This is a genomic window from Holdemania filiformis DSM 12042, assembly GCF_000157995.1.
Classification (GTDB): Bacteria; Bacillota_I; Bacilli_A; order Erysipelotrichales; family Erysipelotrichaceae; genus Holdemania; species Holdemania filiformis.
In genome coordinates, this window is record NZ_GG657557.1 from 140,919 (window position 1) to 161,402 (window position 20,484).

Annotated in this window: 16 protein-coding genes; 5 read left to right on the top strand and 11 right to left on the bottom strand. The window is 52.9% G+C overall.

Annotated elements, in window-relative coordinates; all coding sequences use genetic code 11:
- Nucleotides 1-98 precede the first annotated feature (98 nt).
- On the bottom strand, nt 99-446 hold the full coding sequence (locus HOLDEFILI_RS09575; RefSeq protein WP_006059446.1) for a DUF1622 domain-containing protein: 348 nt from the start codon (nt 444-446) through the stop codon (nt 99-101).
- A 239-nt stretch (nt 447-685) separates the two neighbouring features.
- Between HOLDEFILI_RS09575 and HOLDEFILI_RS18430 the strand changes: the two genes are divergently transcribed.
- Nucleotides 686-2,515: a GGDEF domain-containing protein gene (locus HOLDEFILI_RS18430; RefSeq protein WP_006059447.1), complete on the top strand. Its 1,830-nt coding sequence runs from the start codon at nt 686-688 to the stop codon at nt 2,513-2,515.
- Between the two features lie 303 nt (nt 2,516-2,818).
- Here the strand turns inward: HOLDEFILI_RS18430 and HOLDEFILI_RS09585 are convergent, their stop codons facing one another.
- Both HOLDEFILI_RS09585 and HOLDEFILI_RS09590 read right to left on the bottom strand, forming a co-directional pair.
- Nucleotides 2,819-3,316, bottom strand: a complete 498-nt coding sequence (locus HOLDEFILI_RS09585) for an HIT family protein (RefSeq protein ID WP_006059449.1) — start codon at nt 3,314-3,316, stop codon at nt 2,819-2,821.
- A gap of 194 nt (nt 3,317-3,510) precedes the next feature.
- Complete coding sequence (locus HOLDEFILI_RS09590) at nt 3,511-5,118, bottom strand: amidohydrolase (RefSeq protein WP_006059451.1); 1,608 nt, start codon at nt 5,116-5,118, stop codon at nt 3,511-3,513.
- Between the two features lie 160 nt (nt 5,119-5,278).
- Here HOLDEFILI_RS09590 and HOLDEFILI_RS09595 point away from each other — a divergent pair, with 160 nt between their 5' ends.
- From HOLDEFILI_RS09595 to HOLDEFILI_RS09605, 3 genes are all read left to right on the top strand, one after another.
- Complete coding sequence (locus HOLDEFILI_RS09595) at nt 5,279-6,616, top strand: HdeD family acid-resistance protein (RefSeq protein WP_006059452.1); 1,338 nt, start codon at nt 5,279-5,281, stop codon at nt 6,614-6,616.
- A 495-nt stretch (nt 6,617-7,111) separates the two neighbouring features.
- Nucleotides 7,112-10,066, top strand: coding sequence for a response regulator (locus tag HOLDEFILI_RS09600; protein ID WP_050766958.1), 2,955 nt, complete (start codon nt 7,112-7,114; stop codon nt 10,064-10,066).
- Nucleotides 10,050-11,351, top strand: a complete 1,302-nt coding sequence (locus tag HOLDEFILI_RS09605; protein WP_006059455.1) for an ABC transporter substrate-binding protein — start codon at nt 10,050-10,052, stop codon at nt 11,349-11,351. The genes HOLDEFILI_RS09600 and HOLDEFILI_RS09605 overlap by 17 nt, the downstream gene beginning before the upstream one ends.
- Before the next feature lie 162 nt (nt 11,352-11,513).
- Here HOLDEFILI_RS09605 and HOLDEFILI_RS09610 read toward each other — a convergent pair whose 3' ends face one another.
- Complete coding sequence (locus HOLDEFILI_RS09610) at nt 11,514-11,981, bottom strand: hypothetical protein (protein ID WP_006059456.1); 468 nt, start codon at nt 11,979-11,981, stop codon at nt 11,514-11,516.
- 120 nt (nt 11,982-12,101) lie between these two features.
- On the opposite strand from HOLDEFILI_RS09610, the gene HOLDEFILI_RS09615 reads away from it, so the two are divergent.
- Complete coding sequence (locus tag HOLDEFILI_RS09615; RefSeq protein ID WP_006059457.1) at nt 12,102-12,530, top strand: GNAT family N-acetyltransferase; 429 nt, start codon at nt 12,102-12,104, stop codon at nt 12,528-12,530.
- 84 nt (nt 12,531-12,614) lie between these two features.
- Here the strand turns inward: HOLDEFILI_RS09615 and HOLDEFILI_RS09620 are convergent, their stop codons facing one another.
- The 7 genes from HOLDEFILI_RS09620 to HOLDEFILI_RS09650 all read right to left on the bottom strand — a co-directional run bounded on the left by HOLDEFILI_RS09620 (nt 12,615) and on the right by HOLDEFILI_RS09650 (nt 20,436).
- The gene (locus HOLDEFILI_RS09620) at nt 12,615-13,301 is read right to left on the bottom strand and encodes a hypothetical protein (RefSeq protein WP_006059458.1); all 687 of its coding nucleotides are present in this window, start codon (nt 13,299-13,301) and stop codon (nt 12,615-12,617) included.
- Nucleotides 13,302-13,351: 50 nt separating this feature from the next.
- Nucleotides 13,352-14,515, bottom strand: a complete 1,164-nt coding sequence (locus HOLDEFILI_RS09625) for an iron-containing alcohol dehydrogenase (protein ID WP_006059459.1) — start codon at nt 14,513-14,515, stop codon at nt 13,352-13,354.
- Between the two features lie 104 nt (nt 14,516-14,619).
- Nucleotides 14,620-14,964 carry a cupin domain-containing protein gene (locus HOLDEFILI_RS09630; RefSeq protein WP_006059460.1) on the bottom strand — a complete coding sequence of 115 codons (345 nt, stop codon included), beginning with the start codon at nt 14,962-14,964 and terminating at the stop codon, nt 14,620-14,622.
- A 334-nt stretch (nt 14,965-15,298) separates the two neighbouring features.
- Nucleotides 15,299-16,123, bottom strand: a complete 825-nt coding sequence (locus HOLDEFILI_RS09635; RefSeq protein WP_006059462.1) for an ABC transporter permease — start codon at nt 16,121-16,123, stop codon at nt 15,299-15,301.
- Nucleotides 16,116-17,024, bottom strand: coding sequence for an ATP-binding cassette domain-containing protein (locus HOLDEFILI_RS09640; RefSeq protein WP_006059463.1), 909 nt, complete (start codon nt 17,022-17,024; stop codon nt 16,116-16,118). Before HOLDEFILI_RS09640 ends, HOLDEFILI_RS09635 begins: the two co-directional genes overlap by 8 nt.
- A gap of 282 nt (nt 17,025-17,306) precedes the next feature.
- Nucleotides 17,307-19,373, bottom strand: coding sequence for a serine hydrolase domain-containing protein (locus HOLDEFILI_RS09645; protein WP_006059465.1), 2,067 nt, complete (start codon nt 19,371-19,373; stop codon nt 17,307-17,309).
- Between the two features lie 166 nt (nt 19,374-19,539).
- A complete protein-coding gene (locus tag HOLDEFILI_RS09650; RefSeq protein WP_006059466.1) occupies nt 19,540-20,436 on the bottom strand; it encodes a cation diffusion facilitator family transporter in 897 nt (298 codons plus the stop codon).
- Between the last annotated feature and the right edge of the window lie 48 nt (nt 20,437-20,484).

The window sequence follows — 20,484 nt, forward strand, 5'->3', positions numbered from 1 at the left end:
CGCTGCGCTTTTGTCGCGTTTTGTTTGTCTTCATGACAAATTCAGGGTCAAAGCTCGTCTGCGTCCCCTTTGCCCGAGGGTTAAATACGCCGCCGAATTTAGTCGCGGTTCTTTTCAAGCAGTTCCATTTCCCGCTCGTGCTGTTCCTGTTTCATTTCCCAATGAATCAGGATCGACAAGGCGACTCGCATCGCAATGACGCCGCCGACCATCATCAGCTCGCTGACTTCCTCCAGCGCGATCGTTTTCAGAATCTCCGCGCCTAATAAGAAGGAAAGACCGGTCGAGAATCCCTTCAACAGATCCAGCGCGACGTTGTCGTCTTTTTTGAATAACGAAATCGCGCCTTTGCAGCCGGCGTAAATAATCATAATCAACGCAAGCAGTTCAAAAAACAAGACCGCGACCTCGCCGCCTCTTAAGATAAATTCTTTTAATTGCATCATCTTTCTCAACTCCGTCTTTTAGTTTACCATGACCGGAAACCAATTCCAAGCGAAAGCGCTTAGATTCTAACATAATTTTAGCTGAGAATCAGTTGAAAAGCTCGGAATAAAGCCTGTTTTTCATAATTTATGTTGTATTTTTTCAACTTGTTGAATATAATTTTCATAGTTAAGCCGAAAACCTTCATTTCCCCTCACAAATCCAATCTATTTCGATCATAAGAACGGATGTGAACAACATGCAGAGAAAAAGCAGGAAAAACAGCTCGCTGCTGATTCTTGGAACCTTAGTCTTCGCGGGTCTCATTTTTATCGTATTCAACAGTTATCAGAGTTGGCTGAACGTTAAATTTGAACAGCAGGTCATGGAAAATTATACAGCCTATATCGAAAGCGAAGGCGTTCAGTTTTCAGGGACCGTCGATGATATCCAGGGAACGCTGCAGACGCTGGCCGCACTGCTGTCCCAGTCGCAGCCGGAACCGGAAAACGCCGCGCTGAACCCGGCGCTGTCTTTGTTATCCGGACTGAATGAGCACTTTGAAGTGCAGTGGCGGTCGCCGGAGGAAATTCAACTTTCTTCCGCTCAGCGCGAGCAGCTAATGCAGAATAAAACGATCATCACCGGCATTGAAACCCAAAATTCCGAACAATCCGTATTTTGCGTACTGACGCCGGTCATCCGCGATCTTCAGCTGGAGGCGATCCTGCAAGCTTCCGTCGACGTCAACCGCTTGTTACAGAAAAGTCAGTCCGAGCGGATTCAGGCGCCGCTAAACAGCTGGATCGTGCTGCTTGACGGGTCTGTTCTCTACACAGTGAATCCCAATGAAAGCCATTATTCCAATCTCTACGCGCTGTTAAAAGGAAATTCTAATTCAGAAACCACCCTGCAGCAGATCCGCACCACCCTGCAGACAGGCAGTTCCGGTACATTCCGAATCCAGACGCACAAAGAAGGCGCTTTATATGTATCTTTAACCCCATTAGCCGTTAACGGCTGGACGCTCGTCAATTTTACCCATGCCAATGAAGCTTCAGAAAATTCCCGGCAGATTCTGCTTACTACAATGCAGATCGGCCTCTTTCTGATCTTGATGACTGCCGGAATGGCTTATCTGTTTTACCTCATCCTTGCTCATCAGCGCCGTCAGATTGATCTGGAACAGCGCCGGTACGCTTTCTTGTCCCGGTTTTCCGATACGCTGATTTTTGAATACGACGTTATCAAAGATACGTTGGAGCTGACCAGCAACGCCCAGAAAATCTTGCCGATCAAAGAATTATCCGCCAGCCATGTCAAAAAGAATCATCGCATGACGCCGTTTATCCATGCCGAGGATTTTTATAAAATTGAAGAAGCTTTTAAAAACATTCACCGGTTTCAGGAATTTGGTTCCGTGCAGCTGCGGATCAAAACACGCGGCGGCAGCTATCACTGGTTTAATTGCCAGTTTCAAGCGGTTTACGAACGTTTCCACCGCGATCCGGTGATGATCATCGGCAAGCTGACCGACATCCAGGAACAGAAATATATTGAACGTGAACTGATTGAAAAGTCCAGCTATGACGGTCTGACCTCTGTCTTAAATAAGCGGGCCGCAGAACAACAGATTACAGAAGAACTGAGCGAAAACGCGGAAGGCTGCCTGTTTATGATCGACATTGACGACTTCAAAGTGATCAATGACGAGCTGGGGCATTTCGTCGGCGATCAGGTGCTGACCGTTGTCGGCACACTGCTGAAAACTTGTTTCCGTCAGAACGATTTAATCGGACGAATCGGCGGTGATGAATTTATCGTATTCCTGCATACCAGCGATCCGGCGGTTATCCATCAGAAAGTAAAGCAGCTTACCAAGACGCTGCCGAAGCTGCTGCAGCGCGAACAGATCGACGCGGAGGTAACCTTGAGCATCGGCGCCGCCCTCAGTCAATCCGGGGATACCTATCCAAGCTTATTCAGCCGGGCGGACCAGGCAATGTACTGCGCTAAACAACAGGGAAAGAATCAGTTCCATCTGGCTGAGGTTCACTCCGATTCCCGGGGCAGGAAAAACAACGAATAGCGAAAATATAACTCTTCATGTTTTTATATTATCCTTATCTTTTGAGATCCACTTTCCTAATATAATAAAAACGGTTCTTCCTCGGATTCGAGTAAAGATAAAAAGGCCAGGCAGGATAATGCGTTAGTTAGCGTTTTATCCTGCCTGTTTCTGAGTATGGATCTTCTATACCAACCCTGAATCGAAGTAGAACCCTGAAAACAGCCGCGGCTGTTTTTAGGGTTCTTTTAAATTTCATGACTTTCGTCGTATCCAATTAAGCAATCATTCCTTATCCAGGCTTCTTCCGGCATCATTAAAAGACTACCGCTCAGCCTGCAGCCGGTTGATTTCTTCACGCAGCGCCTGGATCCAGGCCTGCCGCTGGGAATCGGAAACCTGCGCGTCAGGACCATGCAGGATTGACTTCGGCGTCAGCCAGACCGGGCCGGGCTGCGGTGTATCGCCGGCATGGCGGGGAAACAGATGCCAGTGCATGTGAACACCCCGGCCGATTCCCAGCAGCTCATAATGCATTTTCTCGGCCTGAAAGACATTCGCAACCGCCTGGGCTGTCAGCACCATTTCTTCAAGAAACTTCGCCCGGAAGTCCGGTTCCAGATCGAACAATTCCGTCGCGTGATGTTTGCATATCAACACCGTGTAGCCGCGAATATACTGATCGTCCCCCAAGACGACATACCCGGTCGACAGTTCCGCGACCAGGTTAGGATTCTCCCCGCGCTCTGTTAACCGCAGCCGGGCGCAGACGTCGCACTCCTGATCCGTCAGCCGCGCTGCTTCAAAATCATGTTCCCACATTCTTTGTCAGTTCCTCCTTCAGGACTTCATTCCTAATGAAAGGGCATCGCGGAGAGCGATTCCGGCCCCGCTTCCCTTCTGTTTCCAGATTACCGGCTTCCGCATAATAAAACAAGCGTCCTCCTCGAATCGTCAGAGAATTGTCAGAAAGCAGACAAAAAAGTCCCGCAGCGCAGGACTTTCAGCTTTGCTTCTTATTTCCGGGTATAAACAGAAACGCCTTCTTTGATCGTTTCCAGCACCGCGATCGTTCCGATTTCCTCAGCCGGACAGCTCAGCGGATTCTTTTCCAGAATCACCAGATCCGCCAGCTTGCCTTCCTCTAACGATCCCTTGCGGTCTTCCTCATGGTATTGCCACGCGGCGTTGATCGTCACGGCCTGCAATGCTTCCAGCGGCGTGATCCGCAATTCAGGATTGAGCGCTTGGCCGCCCTTCGTGACGCGGCGGCAGGCACATTCTACGCTTTCCAGCATATTCGGCATGATGACCGGCGTATCCTGATGCATCGTCACATTCAAGCCTTCGTCGATCGCCCAGCGCATCGGACTGATATTTCCGCCGCGCAGCTGTCCAAAGTTGCGCAGATGAATATCACCCCAGTACCAGCAATGCGCGGTGAAGAACGACGCCGTCATATTCAGCGCTTTCATCCGCGGCAGCTGATCACGGCGCACCAGCTGGGCATGGATCATGACCGGACGCAACGCAGCGGCCTCCGGATGCCGGGCTTGCTGGCGATGCGTACAGCGGATCAGCTGCTCCGCGGCCGCATCGCCGTTGCAATGGGTCAGCAGCTGCCAGTGATGCCCCATCGCTTCATCGATAAACGCATCGACCTGATCATCGGTATAGACCGGATACCCGCAATACTGCGAATCGGCGCCCAGATACGGCTCGCTCATCCAGGCCGTCCGCCCCTGCGGAGATCCGTCCAGAAAAATCTTCACGCCGCCTATCCGCAGCCGGTTCTGATAGCCTTGGGCATACTCCGGATGCTCGCCGATCAACGCTTCGTTATCCTTGAGATCCACATAGCTGACAACGTCGACCTTGAGCCGTTTCCGTTCCGCCATCGCCTGCAGCACCGCCCAGTCCGGCCGTTTCGTAATCCCGTCCTGCACTGTGGTGATACCGTAGGATAAGTATTTTTCCTGCGCCTGATCGAGCTGATCGAGCAGCTGATCTAGATCCGGAGCCGCAAATCCCCGCGACAGCAGCGTGAACGCCGTTTCTTCCAGGTATCCGTTCGGTTTTTGACTGCCCGCTTCCCGGCCGATCTTGCCGCCTTCCGGATCCGGCGTGGATGCGTCGATCCCCAGCTGCTTCAGCGCCGCGGAATTCACAACGCCCATGTGTCCGGAAGCATGGGCGATCAAGATCGGATGCGACGCGCTCACGGCATCAAGCTCCGCGCGTGTCGGGTGCCGTTTTTCAATTAAGAAGTTATGATCGTAGCCGAAGCCCTGAACCCAGGTTCCTTCCGGCAGCTGCCGCTCGCCGATGAAATCCTTAATTTTCCGCTGCAGTTCGCCGATTGAGGATACGTCGTCAAAATGCACGAGATTCACGGTCTGCGCCAGCGCCGTGATGTGGCTGTGAGGATCGATGAATCCCGGAAGCAGCGCATGCCCCGCCAAATCCCGTTCTTCCAGTTTTTCCTGCGGGTGAGCCGCTTGCCAGGCCCGCGCCTGTGCTAACGAACCCACCATCGCGATTCGTCCATCCTTTTCAATTAACGCCTCCGCGGTCTGATCGCCGTTCATCGTCACCATCACACCGTTTTTATACAACACTGCCATACCGCAACCTTCTTTCTTTTGTCTTTATTATACCCTTCCTTTTCTTTTCCTCGATAGGCATTTTCAGGCTTTTGTCAATCGCGGGGAGATTTGCTTTCTTTCATTCCTTATTTGTTCTATAATAGGTAAGAATTCAAGCGCAGGGAAGGGAGGGGATCGTATGCTTACCAATAAATTCAGCAGTGCTTCTTCCTTATTAACCGGGATCTTTTTTATTGTCCTGGGTGCGTTGTTTTTCACAGAGTATTCGAAGATCTGGACCTTGATCTATATTTTATTCATGATCGGTTTTCTGTGGATCGGACTCAATCAAATTCTGCGGGCGTTGAATAATAAGCAAAAAGCCAGCCTGAATCTGTCGACGATCCTGACCAGCCTGTTATGTATCGGCCTGGCGGTCTACACGTTCTTCAATCCGGGCTTGTTCTTCAAGTTTATTCATTACGTTATCGGCTGGTGGGCGCTGCTGAACGCCGCAATCCAGTTTATTAATTTCTACGTCTATCGCCGGGATTGTCTGAAAGGCACCTATGTCCTGTTCTTAAAAGGTCTGGCGGACGCTGTCTTCGCGGCGATGTTGATGCTGAAACCGATCAACAAGCTGTGGATCGTCGCCTATATCGCCGGGGCCTATCTGATTTTCTACGGCGGCGTCACGGTTTTGGAAGCGTTAAAGGATTTATTAAGCGCGGGCATGAGCGTCAAAATCCGCGAACATCTGCGCATCTCCATCCCGGTTTTAATCTCGGCAATCATTCCGCAGCGCTTCTTCCTGTCGATCAATGCGCTGATCAAAACGAACAAGCTGAATCCGGACGCGCAGGTTGCGCCGCAGGCCAGCACAGATCTGGAAGTGTTTATCTACCTGAAAGAATCGGGGCCGGAATCGCTGGGGCATGTCGACATCAGCTTTCAGGGCAAAATCTATTCCTACGGCTGCCATGACCCGCATCACCGCGGTCTGTTCGGCACGCTGGGCGACGGCGTGCTGGTCGTATCCGACCGGGAAACATTTTTAAAACACGCGCTGAAATCCGAAGACAAAACGATTATCAGCTATGGTCTGACGCTAAACGAGAGTCAGAAAGCCATGCTTCAAAAACGCATCGACGCGATGATGGAGCGCGCCTACACCTGGCGGCCGGACGCCCAGCTGTTAGCCGAGGGGGAAACGGCTGAAGGCGAAGCCAAGGATTACGCGTCACGCGTCTGGAACGCAACGCACGCGCACATGTATAAGTTTGCCAATGGAAAATTCAAGACCTATTTCGTCTTCAGCACCAACTGCGTTCTGCTAGCGGATGAGCTGCTTCATTGCAAAGAGTTGGATCTGATTCCGATCGGCGGCATCGTTACCCCGGGCACCTATCTGGAATTTCTCAACACGGAATATCTGCGGCCGGGCGGTATGGTCGTCGAACGGACAATCTACAAGCGGACCCGCGGCAAGGGCGGCGAGCATGGCGGCTCGTTTGGTTCCTCGCTTTCATCCTCTTAAAACTCATTTGCGCTGATTCTTCTTATACGGAAAACCCACCGGTTCCAAGCCGGTTCCGGTTTCCGTTTTTTTATTTTCCCGCATGATTTCCGCAGAAGAAAGGACGGAACCATGCAGATCCGCCGTAAGAAAAGAAAACTCGGATTTTCTCCTCTCTGTTCCGGAATTTTCACCGCCCCGCTGCCGGATCTTCGGCTTTCCCCCGGCAAAGTGAAAGAAAAAAGCCGATATTCCTTATTTGTTATAAGATGCGTCAGATTCTGAACCAAATCCGCTTATTTAATACTAATATTAGTATTTATTCAACTATTTCAATGTTATACTTTATTTTAGAATATAACGTTTTCTAATCTCATAGGCCGCGGAAATCCCCGAATCTCCGTCCTGTTTACATCCCCTCCGGCTTTTCTGATTTCAGCCCGGCTTTGGCTTTGGCGCATTCCCGGGCAGCGGCCGCGGCCGCAACACCCGTTTTTGAAAATGAAGGTGAACCGTATGAAATATAAGAAACAATCCGTCGCTTTCGTCCTGGGGATGATCCTGCTGCTGGTGGGAACCGGCAGCCTGATGGTCGCCGCGATGGGTCAAATCAAAGAAAAAATGAACATCAGCGCCAACACGACGCTGTTAAATTCAACGCGGATGATCTCCGACAGTCTGCTTAATAATTTTTCCAGCGATCAGCAGCAGCTGGAAACCTGTGCGAATTTGTTCAGCCGGATTGATACCGGACAAGCCCCGGATGTCGTCCGGGCGCTGGCTGAATATACGGACGCCACCGCTTTTTTTCGTTTTTACTTTATCGGTGCGGACGGCCGGGGCTGGGATTCGACCGGCGCCGGGCTTTCGCCGCGGGATTTAAGCTTTGACGAGATCGCGTTAAGCCAGGGAAAAACCGGATATTCCGACGCTTATATCGGAGCCAGCGGCCGCCTGCAGATCACTTTCCAGACACCGGTGTGGATCGACGGTGAACAGGCCGGCGCTTTGTATGCGGATAAAACGATGGCCAACTATCACAGTCCTTCCTTGTTCACATTCAGCGGCGGCGCCGGCAGCGCGTATGTCGTCCAGGCTGACGACGGGGCCTGGATTATTGATAGTTCCGCCAGCGGCACCGACGACCTGTACGCGTTTCTGGAAAAGCAGCGCAACGATCCGGCTGTATCCGCCGCGCTGAAAAATTTGATTGCGGAAAATCGGTCCGGAACAATCCGGATCCAGTATCGTCAGCAAGACAGCTTTCTGTGCTTTGTTCCGCTTGACTGCAGCCATCCCTGGTATTTAATTTCGATCCTGCCGCAGAATATCCTGCAGCAGGAATCCGCTGAAATCCTGCAGCTGATTTCCTTCGCGCTGGCTGGATTATTAATCGCGCTGGTCTTGATCACCGTTCTTCTGTTAAGCCGGCAGGCCTCGAGCAGCCGCGAACAGGAACGAAAACGCCGCGAGCAGCTGTTTCAGATCATTTCCGAGAATGTTGATTTTGCCTTTCTGTTATATACGCCGTCAAAACGCAAGGTGGAGATGCTTTCCGAAAACGTCCGCGTTTTGTTCAACATTGAACCGGACGACGCCGTCCGTCATCCGGAACGTTTATTTTTGAGCTGCGGGATGCCGGAGCAGGATCCGGCCGGCCGCGCATTTTTAAACGGTCAGCTGAACCAGCGGCAGCGCTGTGAATATCAGCAGGGTACCGCAAACGAGCTGCAGCGATGGATTGAGATTTATTTCATTCCTGTTCACGCCGATCAATATCTCGCTGTTCTGCACGAAACGACGCCGGAGCATCACATGCGCCAGGATCTGGCCGACGCACTGCGGCAGTCGCAGGAAAACAACCAGGCCCGCACCGTCTTTTTCTCTTCGATGTCGCATGATATCCGCACGCCGATGAACGGGATTATCGGAATGACGACGATCGCGCAGGCGCATCTGAACGAACCTGAGAAAGTGGCGCACTGCCTGGATAAAATCAGCCTGGCTTCCCAGCATCTGCTGGATTTGATCAACGAAGTACTCGACATGTCGCGGATTGAAAGCGGCAAGATCAGCTTGAAAAAAGAGCCCGTCAACCTGTCCCAGCTCATTTCGGACGTTCTGATCCTGGTCAAGCCGGACCTGACGAAGAAACGCCAGACGCTGCATATCCGATCCAGCGCGCTGGACTATGACACGGTGCTCGGCGATACCCTGCACCTTCAGAAAATTCTGTTAAACCTGTTGTCCAACGCTGTTAAATACACGCCGCCGGAGCAGGATATCACGATCGGCCTCCATGAAGAACCGGACGGAGATGATAAAATCAAGGTGATTTTCACCGTTGAAGATACTGGAATCGGCATGACGCCGGAATTCCTGACGCGGATCTTTACCCCGTTTGAGCGGGCCCAGGACAGCCGCATCAGCCAGATTTCCGGCACCGGCCTGGGCATGGCCATCACTAAAAATATTGTTGACATGATGTCGGGAACCCTTCAGGTGGAAAGTCAGCTGGGAGTCGGCTCTAAATTCACCGTGACGCTGCCGCTGTCCACAGCGCAAACACCCCAGCTCCAGGAAGCGGTGCTGGCTGGCTGCCGGGTCCTGGTCGTTGACGATGATCTGGACACGTGCGAAGGCCTCCGCGCCATGCTGGAAGTTGAAAAAGTCCAGGTCACCTGCGCCAATACCGGGCAGCAGGGAATTGACGCCGCCCTGCTTGCCCATCAGGAAGGTCGGGATTATTTAGGAATCATCATGGACTGGAGAATGGACGATCTCAATGGAATTGAAGCCGCGCGCAGAATTCGCGCCCAGATTTCAGACGAGATCCCGATCATCCTTCTTTCCGCTTACAATTGGGAAGACGTCGAGCAGGAAGCACTGGATGCGGGCATCAACGGTTTTCTGACAAAACCGATCTTCCGGAACGAACTGATTGAAAAGTTGTCCCGGGCGCTGACCCGGAATCGTCCGGATTCCGAAACAGCTGAAGAAGCTCAAAATAACCGCGTTCCCGCTGAAGACTTCAGCGGTATGCGCGTTCTTCTGGCTGAGGATAACGAATTGAACCGGGAAATCGTCATTGAACTGTTAAACAGCTGCGGAATCAAGCTGACCTGCGCTCAGAACGGACGGCAGGCGCTCGATCTGGTCCGGGAACAGCCGGCAGATGCCTTCGATCTGATTTTAATGGATATTCACATGCCGGAAATGAACGGCTATGAGGCCACCGAAGCCATCCGCAATCTGGCGGATCCGGTCAAAGCCGCTCTGCCGATCATCGCGATGACCGCCGACGCGTTTGAAGAGGACGTGCAGAAATGCATCGCCGCCGGCATGAACGGACATATTGCCAAGCCGATTGAGTATTCCTTATTGTTTGAAACACTCCGCCGTTATCAGCCGGATGAACAGCCATCAACCAACCCAAGAAATGAGGACAAGGATCATGAGTATCAAAGCTAAGCTTTACAAAGCCGCCGCGGCGCTGACCGCGCTCTGTCTGATCTCCAGCTGTTCCACGAAACCGAACGGGCCGGAAGTCTATCTCGATGATAAAAATGAAGAAATTGTCATTACATTATTTGCCCAGGGCGAAACCATTTCCAGCTTGATTCAGCAATGCTTCAACGAAATCATCAACACCGAGCAGACAAAAACATTTATTCTTTACAGCGACAGCGCTAATTTTTACGCCGATGAGGGCTTGTCCTACCGCGAACTTTTGTTGAAACGAATGGAAAGCGGGGAGGCCGACGATCTGTATATCATCCCGGCCGAGGACGTCCTTGAATTTGACCGGAAAGGATATATCTACGATCTGGCCCACATGGATTTTGTCCACAATCTTTCAGAAGCAGCGCTGAACCAAAGTACTTATGACGGCAAGGTGTTCTCGCTCCCGCTGACCTATACGGCATTCGGCTTTCTCTGGAATGTCGACCTGCTTCATCAATTCGGCTTGGAAGTTCCGGAAAATCTGTCAGAATTTCTCGTTGTCTGTGAAACGCTGAAGCAAAACGGGATTGTGCCTTACGGTTCAAATATGGATTACGGACTCAGCCTTTTAGCGATGGGAGCCGGTCTGGCGCCGTTGTATCGGGGTGAGAATCCAGAACAGAAACTGGCGCAGCTGACGGAAGGAACTCTGCCGATCAGCACGTATATGCGCGCGGGCTTCACCTTCTTAAAAATGATGATTGACAGCGGCTATCTGAATATTGAGCAGGCGCTCAGCACCCAGCCCAACAGCGAAGAAGAGAGAAACCGGTTCCGTGACGGCCAATGCGCGTTAATCAGTACGATTTGCCGGGGATCCGCATTCTCTGATGATTATCCTTTTGAAATGGCCATGACAGCGATGCCGATACTGGAAGAAGGCACCATCTGCGTAGTCGGCGCTGACCAGCGGCTGGCCGTGAATCCCAATTCAAAGCATTTAGATGAAGCTTTGGCTGCGGTGGAAGCGTTGGGCACTGTCGAAACACTCAATGAATTCGCCCGGCTGCAGCGCAAGACCTCCTCAGCCCGCGGCAATGAAGCAGCCACGCTGCCGCAGGCCGCGCCGCTGATTTCCAGTCTGACCACGGATGAACAAATTCCAAACCAGGATTTCTCACTGCATTTCAACACCTGGAATACAATCAAGGAATTATGTGTTAAGCTGGGCGAAGGTGCAAGCGTCGACGCCGTGTGTGAAGAATACGATACGCTGCAGCTGCAGGAAATCGCAACCTATCCGGGACAATAACAGAGCTTCCCTGCCGATCTCATTTACAATCTTTTGCGGCAGAAGCTTTCGCTCTGTGCCCTCCATAACTGATTGAAAAACAAAAGACCTGAATGAGGCCGCTGTGTTATGGCAGCAACCTCATTCAAGTCTTTTTTATGTTTATGACGTTTCTTCGTGCTTTTACCCTTTGGCTTTCGCTTTCAATTCCAGCTCGGCCCGTTCCTGTTCATAACGCGTCAGCATCGCTTCGACGGCGTCCCGCTGCGCCGTTGTGAAATAAACGAAGCGGCTGACCTTCTTCACAGTGAATTCAACCTTGATCTCCTGAGTTTCCTCCGTGTCCGTAACGTCAGCCTGCGTGATCCGATCCCAGGTATAGAGATTACCCAACAGAACGATCCCCTGATCGCTGAAGCCGCTGCGCATCTGGCTGTAAAGCACCCCCAGCAAGACGATCAGCACGGTCTGGATGATTGAGAATAACGAATGATTCTGAAACAGCCGGATAATTCCGATTCCGACAAAGAACACGGTAATGATCCACGTCGGTCCCAGCTTCCCCGCTACCTGTACCTGCCGGGAATGAATAGCCATCCGGGTAAAATAAAATAATAAAATCAGATTGACAATGACAATCGCGATTTCCATGAATACTCACCTCATGGTGAACATTATACCATGATCCGCAAGCTTTAGAAAGAGCCGCGAATCGCAGTTGACAAGCCCCTCAAATCAAGCTAGGATTAAGCCAGCCAAGGAGGAACTTTCATGGAACTGCATTTTTTCACTGGAAAACAACCTGGTTTCGAACAAGCCGCCGCGATCCGTCAGGCGGTGTTTGTCGAGGAACAGGGATTTCATAATGAATTTGACGAAACTGACGAAACCTGCCTGCATTGCGTGATCAGCGACGGTCCGCAGCCGGTCGCCACCTGCCGGGCGTTTGCCAAGGAAGACGGAAGCGGACGCTGGATTATCGGCCGGGTGGCCGTCAGCCTTCCTTACCGCGGACAGCGTCAGGGAGAAGCGGTGATGAACGCGATGATGAAGCATCTCGCTCAACAGGGCGTGCGGGAAGTTGAATTGTCCGCCCAGTGCCGGGCCGCCGGTTTCTATGAGAAGCTGGGATTTATCTCCACGGGGGAAACGCACATGGATGAGTATTGCCCGCATGTCACGATGATCAAAACGCTCTGAACGCCGGCTGTCATCCAAACAGAAAAACCCAAAACAGACAAAAGGGAATCCGCACGGAATTCCCTTTTCTTGATGCAGCTTTGTTTATCGTTCGGCAACCAGCGCCAGGTTTTCCTCCAGCATCTGCCGGATCATCACTTCCCAGGCCGTGCCTTTCAGTTTCTCCATCGCTTCGCCCAACAGCTTGCGGCAGTTTTCCTCATCGTTTTTATAATAATACAGCTTGGCCGCGCGGTACAGGAAAATTCCCTGATAGAACGGATTGGTCATCTTGGATGCCAGATCCAGCACCTCATCCAGAATCTCCGTATTGTGGTGAATGTAAATTTCAACCAGAAATGTGCATTCCTTGAGGATGCTTTCAACCTGTGAATTGTTGAATTTCGCGGCGATCGTCTTCAGCGTGTCATACGCCTTGAGCGCCTTATCGAATTTTTTAGTGTCAATATAATAGGAAACTTCCTTCTGCGCCAGGCCCAGCCTGTTTGCGGGATTCATCTTCGCCGCATCCAGCTGTTCGAAGATTTCTTCGATCTTCGCTGTTTCATTCTGCATCAACAGCGCGTCGATCGCCATCAGCGAACGGGTTTTCTTGGAAAAGAACATTTTTCCTTTCCAGCTGTTGAGCACCTGAAGATATTTCTCCGGATTGACTTCCTTATACAGGATTTCCGACAGCTCGACCATCAGCTTCTGCATCATCCGGTTTAACAGGAAGTACAGAATCAGGCCGACGGCGAGAATCAGGACAAACTGAATGATTTTATTCATGACTTTCCCTCGACTTTACTTTGTTAACTATACCATAAAACGCGTTCCGCTTACAGGCAGGCGCGGTAAATTTGAAGAATATCTTCCCGGGTCAGCGGTACAAAAGCGCGGCTGAAATCTGTTTCCGCAGCCTTCTCCGCCATTTCTTCCAGCCGGCTTTCGTCGATTCCCACCTCGCGCAGCGTCATCGGCAGACCCATCGAAGCGAAGAATTCCGAAAGCTTCTCTATGCCCTGCTGAGCCGCCGTCCAGCAGTCCAGCTGCGGATCCACGCTCCAGACATTCAGGGCAAACCGGGCGAAGACGTCGACGGTCTGTTCGTTGAGCACATGCTTCATCCAGCGCGGCGTCAGAATTGCCAGACCAACGCCGTGGGTGATGTCATAATAGGCGCTTAAGACATGTTCCAGCGGATGACATGTCCAGGCCCGGTTTTTCCCCAGCGAATTCAGGCCGTTGATCGCCAGCGAGGCCGCCCACATCAGATTCGCGCGGGCTTCGTAGTCGTCAGGGTGAGCCAGCGCGACCGGCGCCGACTGAATGCAGGTTTTTAACAGAGCTTCCGACAGGCCGTCCTGCACGGAAGCGCCGCGGACCTGATCGAAATAGGACTCCATAATATGCGACATGATGTCGGCTGTTCCCGCCGCGGTCTGGCTGCGGGGGACTGTGAAGGTATAGACAGGATCGAGGATGCTGAAGCGCGGATACATCCCATAGCTGCTGAAACCTCGTTTATCTTTAGTTTCCGGATTGGAGATGACCGCGATGTTGTCCATTTCCGAGCCTGTCGCCGCCATCGTCAGCACTGTGATCAGCGGCAGGCAGTCCTGCACTTTCGTGCGGTCGAGCACCAGCTCCCAGGGATCTCCGGCATACGGAACGCCCGCGCAGATCGCTTTCGAGCAATCCAGCGTACTGCCGCCGCCGACCGCCAGCACGCAATCCAGCTGATGTTCGCGGACTAACCGGACGCCCTCGCGCACCGATCCGATTTTCGGATTGGACTGCACGCCGGACAGTTCCTGCCATTCAATCCCGTTTTCTCTCAACAGGTGGGTAATCGTATCGTACAACCCCGTTTTCTTCACGCTGCCCCCGCCGTAGACCAGCAGTACCCGTGAACCGCACGTCTGAATCAACTCCGGCAGATGAACGATCTGGCCTTGTCCGAAATAAACTTTTGTCGGAATGTCGTAAATAAAATTATTCATGCTTTCGCCCTGACCTTTCTAAATAACGTGTTTCGTTTACAGCGTCAATCTGACGGCTGACTGTTTTCTCTGAAAGCTGACCTTAGGCTTGGCTCAACGGCCGGTTACTGTTTGGACTGGGGAAAAACCACCGTCAGCAGCATTTTAAACCGGGCCTCGGCATAGACGGCGTGCGGTTTCCCCGCCGGCATCACGATCGTTTCGCCCGCCTTGCAGAAATGCACATGACCATCGATCGTAAAGCGGCCGATCCCTTCCAGCACCAACACCATTGCGTCGCCTTCCGACGCATGCGTGCTGATTTCCTCACCCTGATCCAACGCGAACAGCGTCAGGCTGACGGCATCGTTCTGCGCCAGCGTTTTACTGACGATCTGTCCCGGCAGCACAGCGATTTGATCGGCTAATTTTAAATTAACTTCCGGTTCGATGTTCTTAATATAGCTCATTGGGATTCCTTTCCCGGGGACATTCCCCGTTTATAACGATTCCTCCGGATCGTTTGCTTCTGCGATTATTTTACCATGCTTTCCAGAGTTCCGCGCACTAATCCTGTCGAGGATGCAAAAAGCGGAAAGTTCTTTTCCGATCCGCCGGCAGCCGCCTGAAAAAATGAAAAATCTTCTCAGCGATCACGGATAATCCCTGGCGGCAACGCCGGATTGACCCGAGGCTTGAGAAGATTGAGGAAAGTGGATCCGATTCCCACCGGACGATTCTGTCAGCCGCACGTAAATTGCGGCCGCATCGCGGCGGTGAAAAACAGAAGAGGGAAAGCGGAAATTATTTCAGATCTTTCCGGCTGAACAGAAGAACGGCGATTCCATTGAAAATTAAAATCTGGATCAAAGCATACAGTGCAAGAACCGGTTGGGGGTGCGCTGGTTCCCCGATCATCCAGGACAGCTGCAAAGCCTGGCCGCCCGGCAGGAAATCAGCCAGAAAGCTCACGACTTTCCGTTCCTGGGGATTCAAATAGGCCGGATTCTCAATCCATTCCGCCGTCGGAAACTCCCCTTCCGGCGTTCCTTCGACAATCTGCAGGCGTTCCGGCTGATTCAGACGCGACAGACTGTCAAAGCCCTGCCCCAGCAGCAGCAATGCCGTCAGCAGACAGGTGATCGCGCTGACCGCCTTGTTGGAATTAAGCAAGTTTATCAGGGTAAACAACGCGGCATAACTGCAGCTGACTAACAGGGTGCAGCCCGCCGTTTCCAGCAGGATCGGCAAGGACGTCCCCAGTCCGCCGAACAGCGGCAGTCCCACCGTCAGAGCGGTGATCAAATAACCGAAGCAGAACGCAATCCCCGCGAGCGAACAAAGCAGAAAATTAGATAAAACAAGGCTCGGTCGGGAACATCCGGCAATGATCTTATTGCGGAGCGTGCCGTCGCTGTATTCCGTCCCGATGAACAGGCTGCAGAAAACCGCCATCACCAGACCGAGGATCATGACATAGATAAAGAATCCGGAAGCCAGCGTACTGTCCGGATCGCCGTTGAGCGAAAGCGTGCGGACCAGTCCGAAAACCATCATCAACAACAGAGAAATCCAGAACGCTTTTTGTTTTTTCAGCCGGAATAAACCGGTCTTCATCAGATTACGCATGCTTGTCCCTTCCGATCAAATCAAGATAATAACTTTCCAACGATTCATCCTGTTGATGAAGCGCCTGCACCGGGCATCCCGCTTCCGCCAGCTTCAGCAGCAGCTCGGAAATATTGCCGCCGCCATCGATCAGCACGTCATTCTCCACCCGCTCGCAGGCGTAATGCAGCCGTTGGGCGACCTGAATGCAAAGCTGAGGGTCCGTGACCGTTAACCGCCAGCCGCCGCGGCATTGCTTCTGAAGTTCTTCGGCGCTCAGCTCCTGAATCAGCGTGCCATGATCGATAAACCCGTAATGGGTTGCCAGACGCGACAGCTCGTCTAAAAGATGGCTGGATATCAGAATCGTCATCCCCTGTTGATTCAGGCTTACGATCAGCTGCCGCAGATCCGCGGTTCCCTGCGGATCCAGACCGTTGAAAGGTTCATCGAGAATTAAGAACTCCGGATCGCTGGCCAGAGCGGAAGCAATCCCCAGCCGCTGACGCATACCCAGAGAAAAATTCCGGACTTTCTTAGTTCCCGTCTGATCCAGCCCCAGCCTTTTTAACCGGCGCTCCACCTGATCGTTTTTCGGTTTGCCCAAAAGCAGATTCTGCGCCTGTAAATTCTCAGAAGCGCTCATGTCCAGATAAATCGCCGGCATCTCGACAATCGCCCCTGTCTTTTGCCGGACAGCCGCCATGCGCGGATCCGTGTGTTTTACGCCGTTGAGGCAGTAGAAACCCTCGTCCGGCCGCTGCAGCCCGGCAATCGTCCGGATCAGCGTTGTTTTCCCCGCCCCGTTCCGGCCGATCAAGCCGTAAATCGAACCTTTGGGGATATGCATCGTCAGTTTGTCCAACGCCTGGAAATGACGGTACCGCTTGCTTAGTTCGTGCGTGGTCAAAATAAAGTCCATTTCCTTTCTCCTCCTTTATGCGTCCTCAGTATACAGGGCAAAAGGGAGGAAATCCGGGGTGAAAATGCTAAATAATAAAGAAAGAATCGGAAAAGAAAAATTCAGAATTTCCGCATGCCGCCGAAGAATCGCTGAATTCATCTGACCCCAGCCTGGCTGCCTCCTTCAAGCTGAACGGACAAAGCCGGCGAAAAAGAAAAGAACTGCCGGAATCATGAAGCTCCGGCAGTCTGTAACTTATTCGGGATCAGAGGGGTCTGAGCAAAGTTCTGTCCCGATAACTTAATCTGAAATTGTGATCGTAAAGATAGCCTGCGGATCACCCGCCAGTCCCAGATAGCCTCCGGCCGGCAGCGTAACCGGCTGATCGCCGTCCGTAACGCGGTTGTATTGGCAGAGCATCGCGGGATTGTAGACGAAGACTCCGTCAGCTTCCGTGCTCACCGTCAGCGTCTTGCCTTCCAGCTCTGCCGGAATCGACAGCCATTCGGTATAACCATCTTCTCCGATCGTGACGGTCATGCCATCTTCAAGAATCCCCGCGACTTCTGCGCTGACGTACAGATCGCCTCCGCCCTGCAGATATTCGATGCCGTCTTTCGTGAAAAACTGGTAATCAAACTGATCGCGGCTGCCGCTGCCCGGAATCTGGACAATCGCCTCGGCCCGGTTTTCATCGACGATCCGGTGTGCGTTGACATAGCCCTCCGCAAACGTGCTGAGCGGCGCCGGCGCAATCGGCAGCATCATTTCGTAAATCTGCGACGAGGCGTCCTCGCTGAGCAGCAGGTACGATGTGGCGCTGCGCTGCTGCCAGGCTGATTTTACCGTGTCGGACAGCGGATTTTCTTCTACCTTCATCGCGTAGTAAACCGTGGCGGCCGTATAGCCCAGTCCCGGAATTTCCGTCACGGCTTCAACTTTCAGATAGGTGTGCCCGCCCTTTTCTTCAAAGCTGAACAGCTGATTGGTCATCGGCGAAGGCAGCAGGAATTTGCCCTCTCCGACATGCGTCAGCAGCGTTGGGGTATCCGGCATCTGTTCGACCGTGAAGTTCAGCATCCCCTCGTCGGTAAAGTCGATCCGGTACAGCGATGTGGAGTCCGCATACAGTCCGGCATAGCCCTTGACTTCATCCGGGATCGCCGGGATTGTTTCCGGCACGGACGGCAGCTGGTAATGCGGCAGTGCTTCGCTGACCGCGCCTTTTTCCAGCAGTGCCTGTTCCAATAATGTCGCGGCCATCATCTGATTATAGGAACTCAGTCCGCCCGAACTCAGAACGACACAGGTCAGGCCATATTCCGGAATGACTGTGAAGTTGGCATGCGAATACATCGTATCGCCGCCTTTGGTCAGCGCCTGGATGCCGCCCTGGGCAAACGGCGCGAGCGCAACGCTGTCCCAGCCTAAGCCGTAGTCCAGACTGTTGGCTTCCTCGCTTGGCCAGATCCCTTTTACGGCTTCGTTCTCACTCATCGCGCTTAAAGAATCAGCGCTGAGCACCGGGGAGTCCGGCATGAACGCCTGGCCCCAGCGGCATAAATCCTCCGCCGTGGAGAAAAGACCGCCGGTGCCGATCACCGACACGATATCCGCCGGAATCTCCCGCTCCGGCTGACTTGCGGAATAGACTTTCGGCATGGCGCTGAAATCAACGTTTTCCACCGGTGTCAGCGTCCGGGTCATGCCTAACGGCTCCAAAAACTGCGAGCGGAGATAGCTGGTAAAATCCTGACCGCTGACCTTTTCCACAACCAGCTCCGCCAGCACATAACAATCGTTGGAATACACGGAATATGCACCCGGATCCGCCTGCAGCCGCATTGTTTTCAACCTTTCCAGGAACGTATCATGAGCGGTTGTGCCCGGTGCGAACACAAAACCCTCGTCAAAGGTCGAACCCGGCAGTCCCGCGCTGTGGTTCAGCAGCATCCGCACGGTGATTTCAGAATAACGCTCATCCGCCATCGTGAATTCCGGAAGCAGCTCTGCGACCGGCTGGTCGAGTTTCAGCTTGCCTTCTTCCTGCAGCTTCATGACGGCCGCGGCCGTAAACATCTTGGAGACCGATCCAATCGCATATTGATCGTCCGCGCTTAACGCCTGATCGGAGCCCTTGGCAAACACGCCCCGCTGACCCGACACGAGGATCGTATCCCCATCCATCAGCGCATATTGAACGCTTGCGGCGCCCAGCTGACTGACTAACATCTCCGCCAGCTGATCCGCGGTCTGCGTCAGTCCCGCAGTATCCGGCGCCGGCTCGCTGCTTGGCGTCGGCTGCGGCTGCGCTGTGCAGCCGGACGCCATGATCAACAACGCCAGCAGGCATTTCCATTTCTTCATTAAAATTCCTCAACTTCCTGATCTTTTTTCTTGATCTGACTGTAATTAAAACACAGCTGACCGGCAAAAACAAGCCGGCGGCGATCAATGGAGAAAATCAAGACCTGACTGGATCCGGATCTGAGTGAAGCCGGGGGATGGGCAGAGCAAAAGAGGAGAGTCCGGTTTATTCTTTCTGCACCGGATTAACGTGCACGGCGCAGTGCTTCACCCGCGGGATCGTTTCCTCCACGGCTTGATGAACATTTTCAGCGATCGCGTGAGCGTCAACCAACGGCAGCTGGGCGTCGACGCCGATCTCCAGTTCGACATAAATCCGGTTTCCGAAAATCCGGGTGCGCAGCGTATCAATCGTGACCACACCGTGCTGGCTGAGAATCGTCTCGGCTATCGCATGCAGCGCTTTTGTGTCGCAGGACTGGTCGATCATCTTGTTTAACGATTGCCAGAACAGCTTGACGGCCACGGCCAGAATCAAGGCGCAGATGATCAAACCAACGGCCGGATCCATCCACAGCCAGCCCTTCCGCGCACCGCCGATCCCGATCAAGGCCCCGACCGATGACAAGGCATCGGAGCGATGATGCCAGGCATCTGCCATCAGAGCATCAGAATCCACGGTGAGCGCAGCCCAGCGTGTCCACCAGTACTGGCCTTCCTTGACCAGGATCGAAACCACCGCCATCATCAGCGCGGCCCGGCCCGGGACTTGTAATGCCGCCGGATGACAAAGCGTTCTGATCGCGCTGACCCCGACGCCGACGCCTGTTATTCCCAGCATGACGGCCAGAATCAGGGACGCGGCGCTTTCCAGCCGTTCATGGCCAAATGGATGATTGGCATCCGCCTGGCGATGTCCGCAATGCACGCCGATCATCACGACGACGGTACTGGCGCAATCGGATGCGGAATGGACGGCATCGGAAATCATCGCCTGCGAATGACCGGCAATCCCGGCAAACAGCTTAAAAACAGAAAGCAGTAAATTCATAAGAAAGCTGGCCAGGCTGACGTTCAGCGCCAGCTTTTCAGCGGCATCGGAAAAATGAGATTTCTCTGTCATGATTTAATCCCTCGCATTCCTCTTATCTTATGAAGTCTGCGGTCTTCC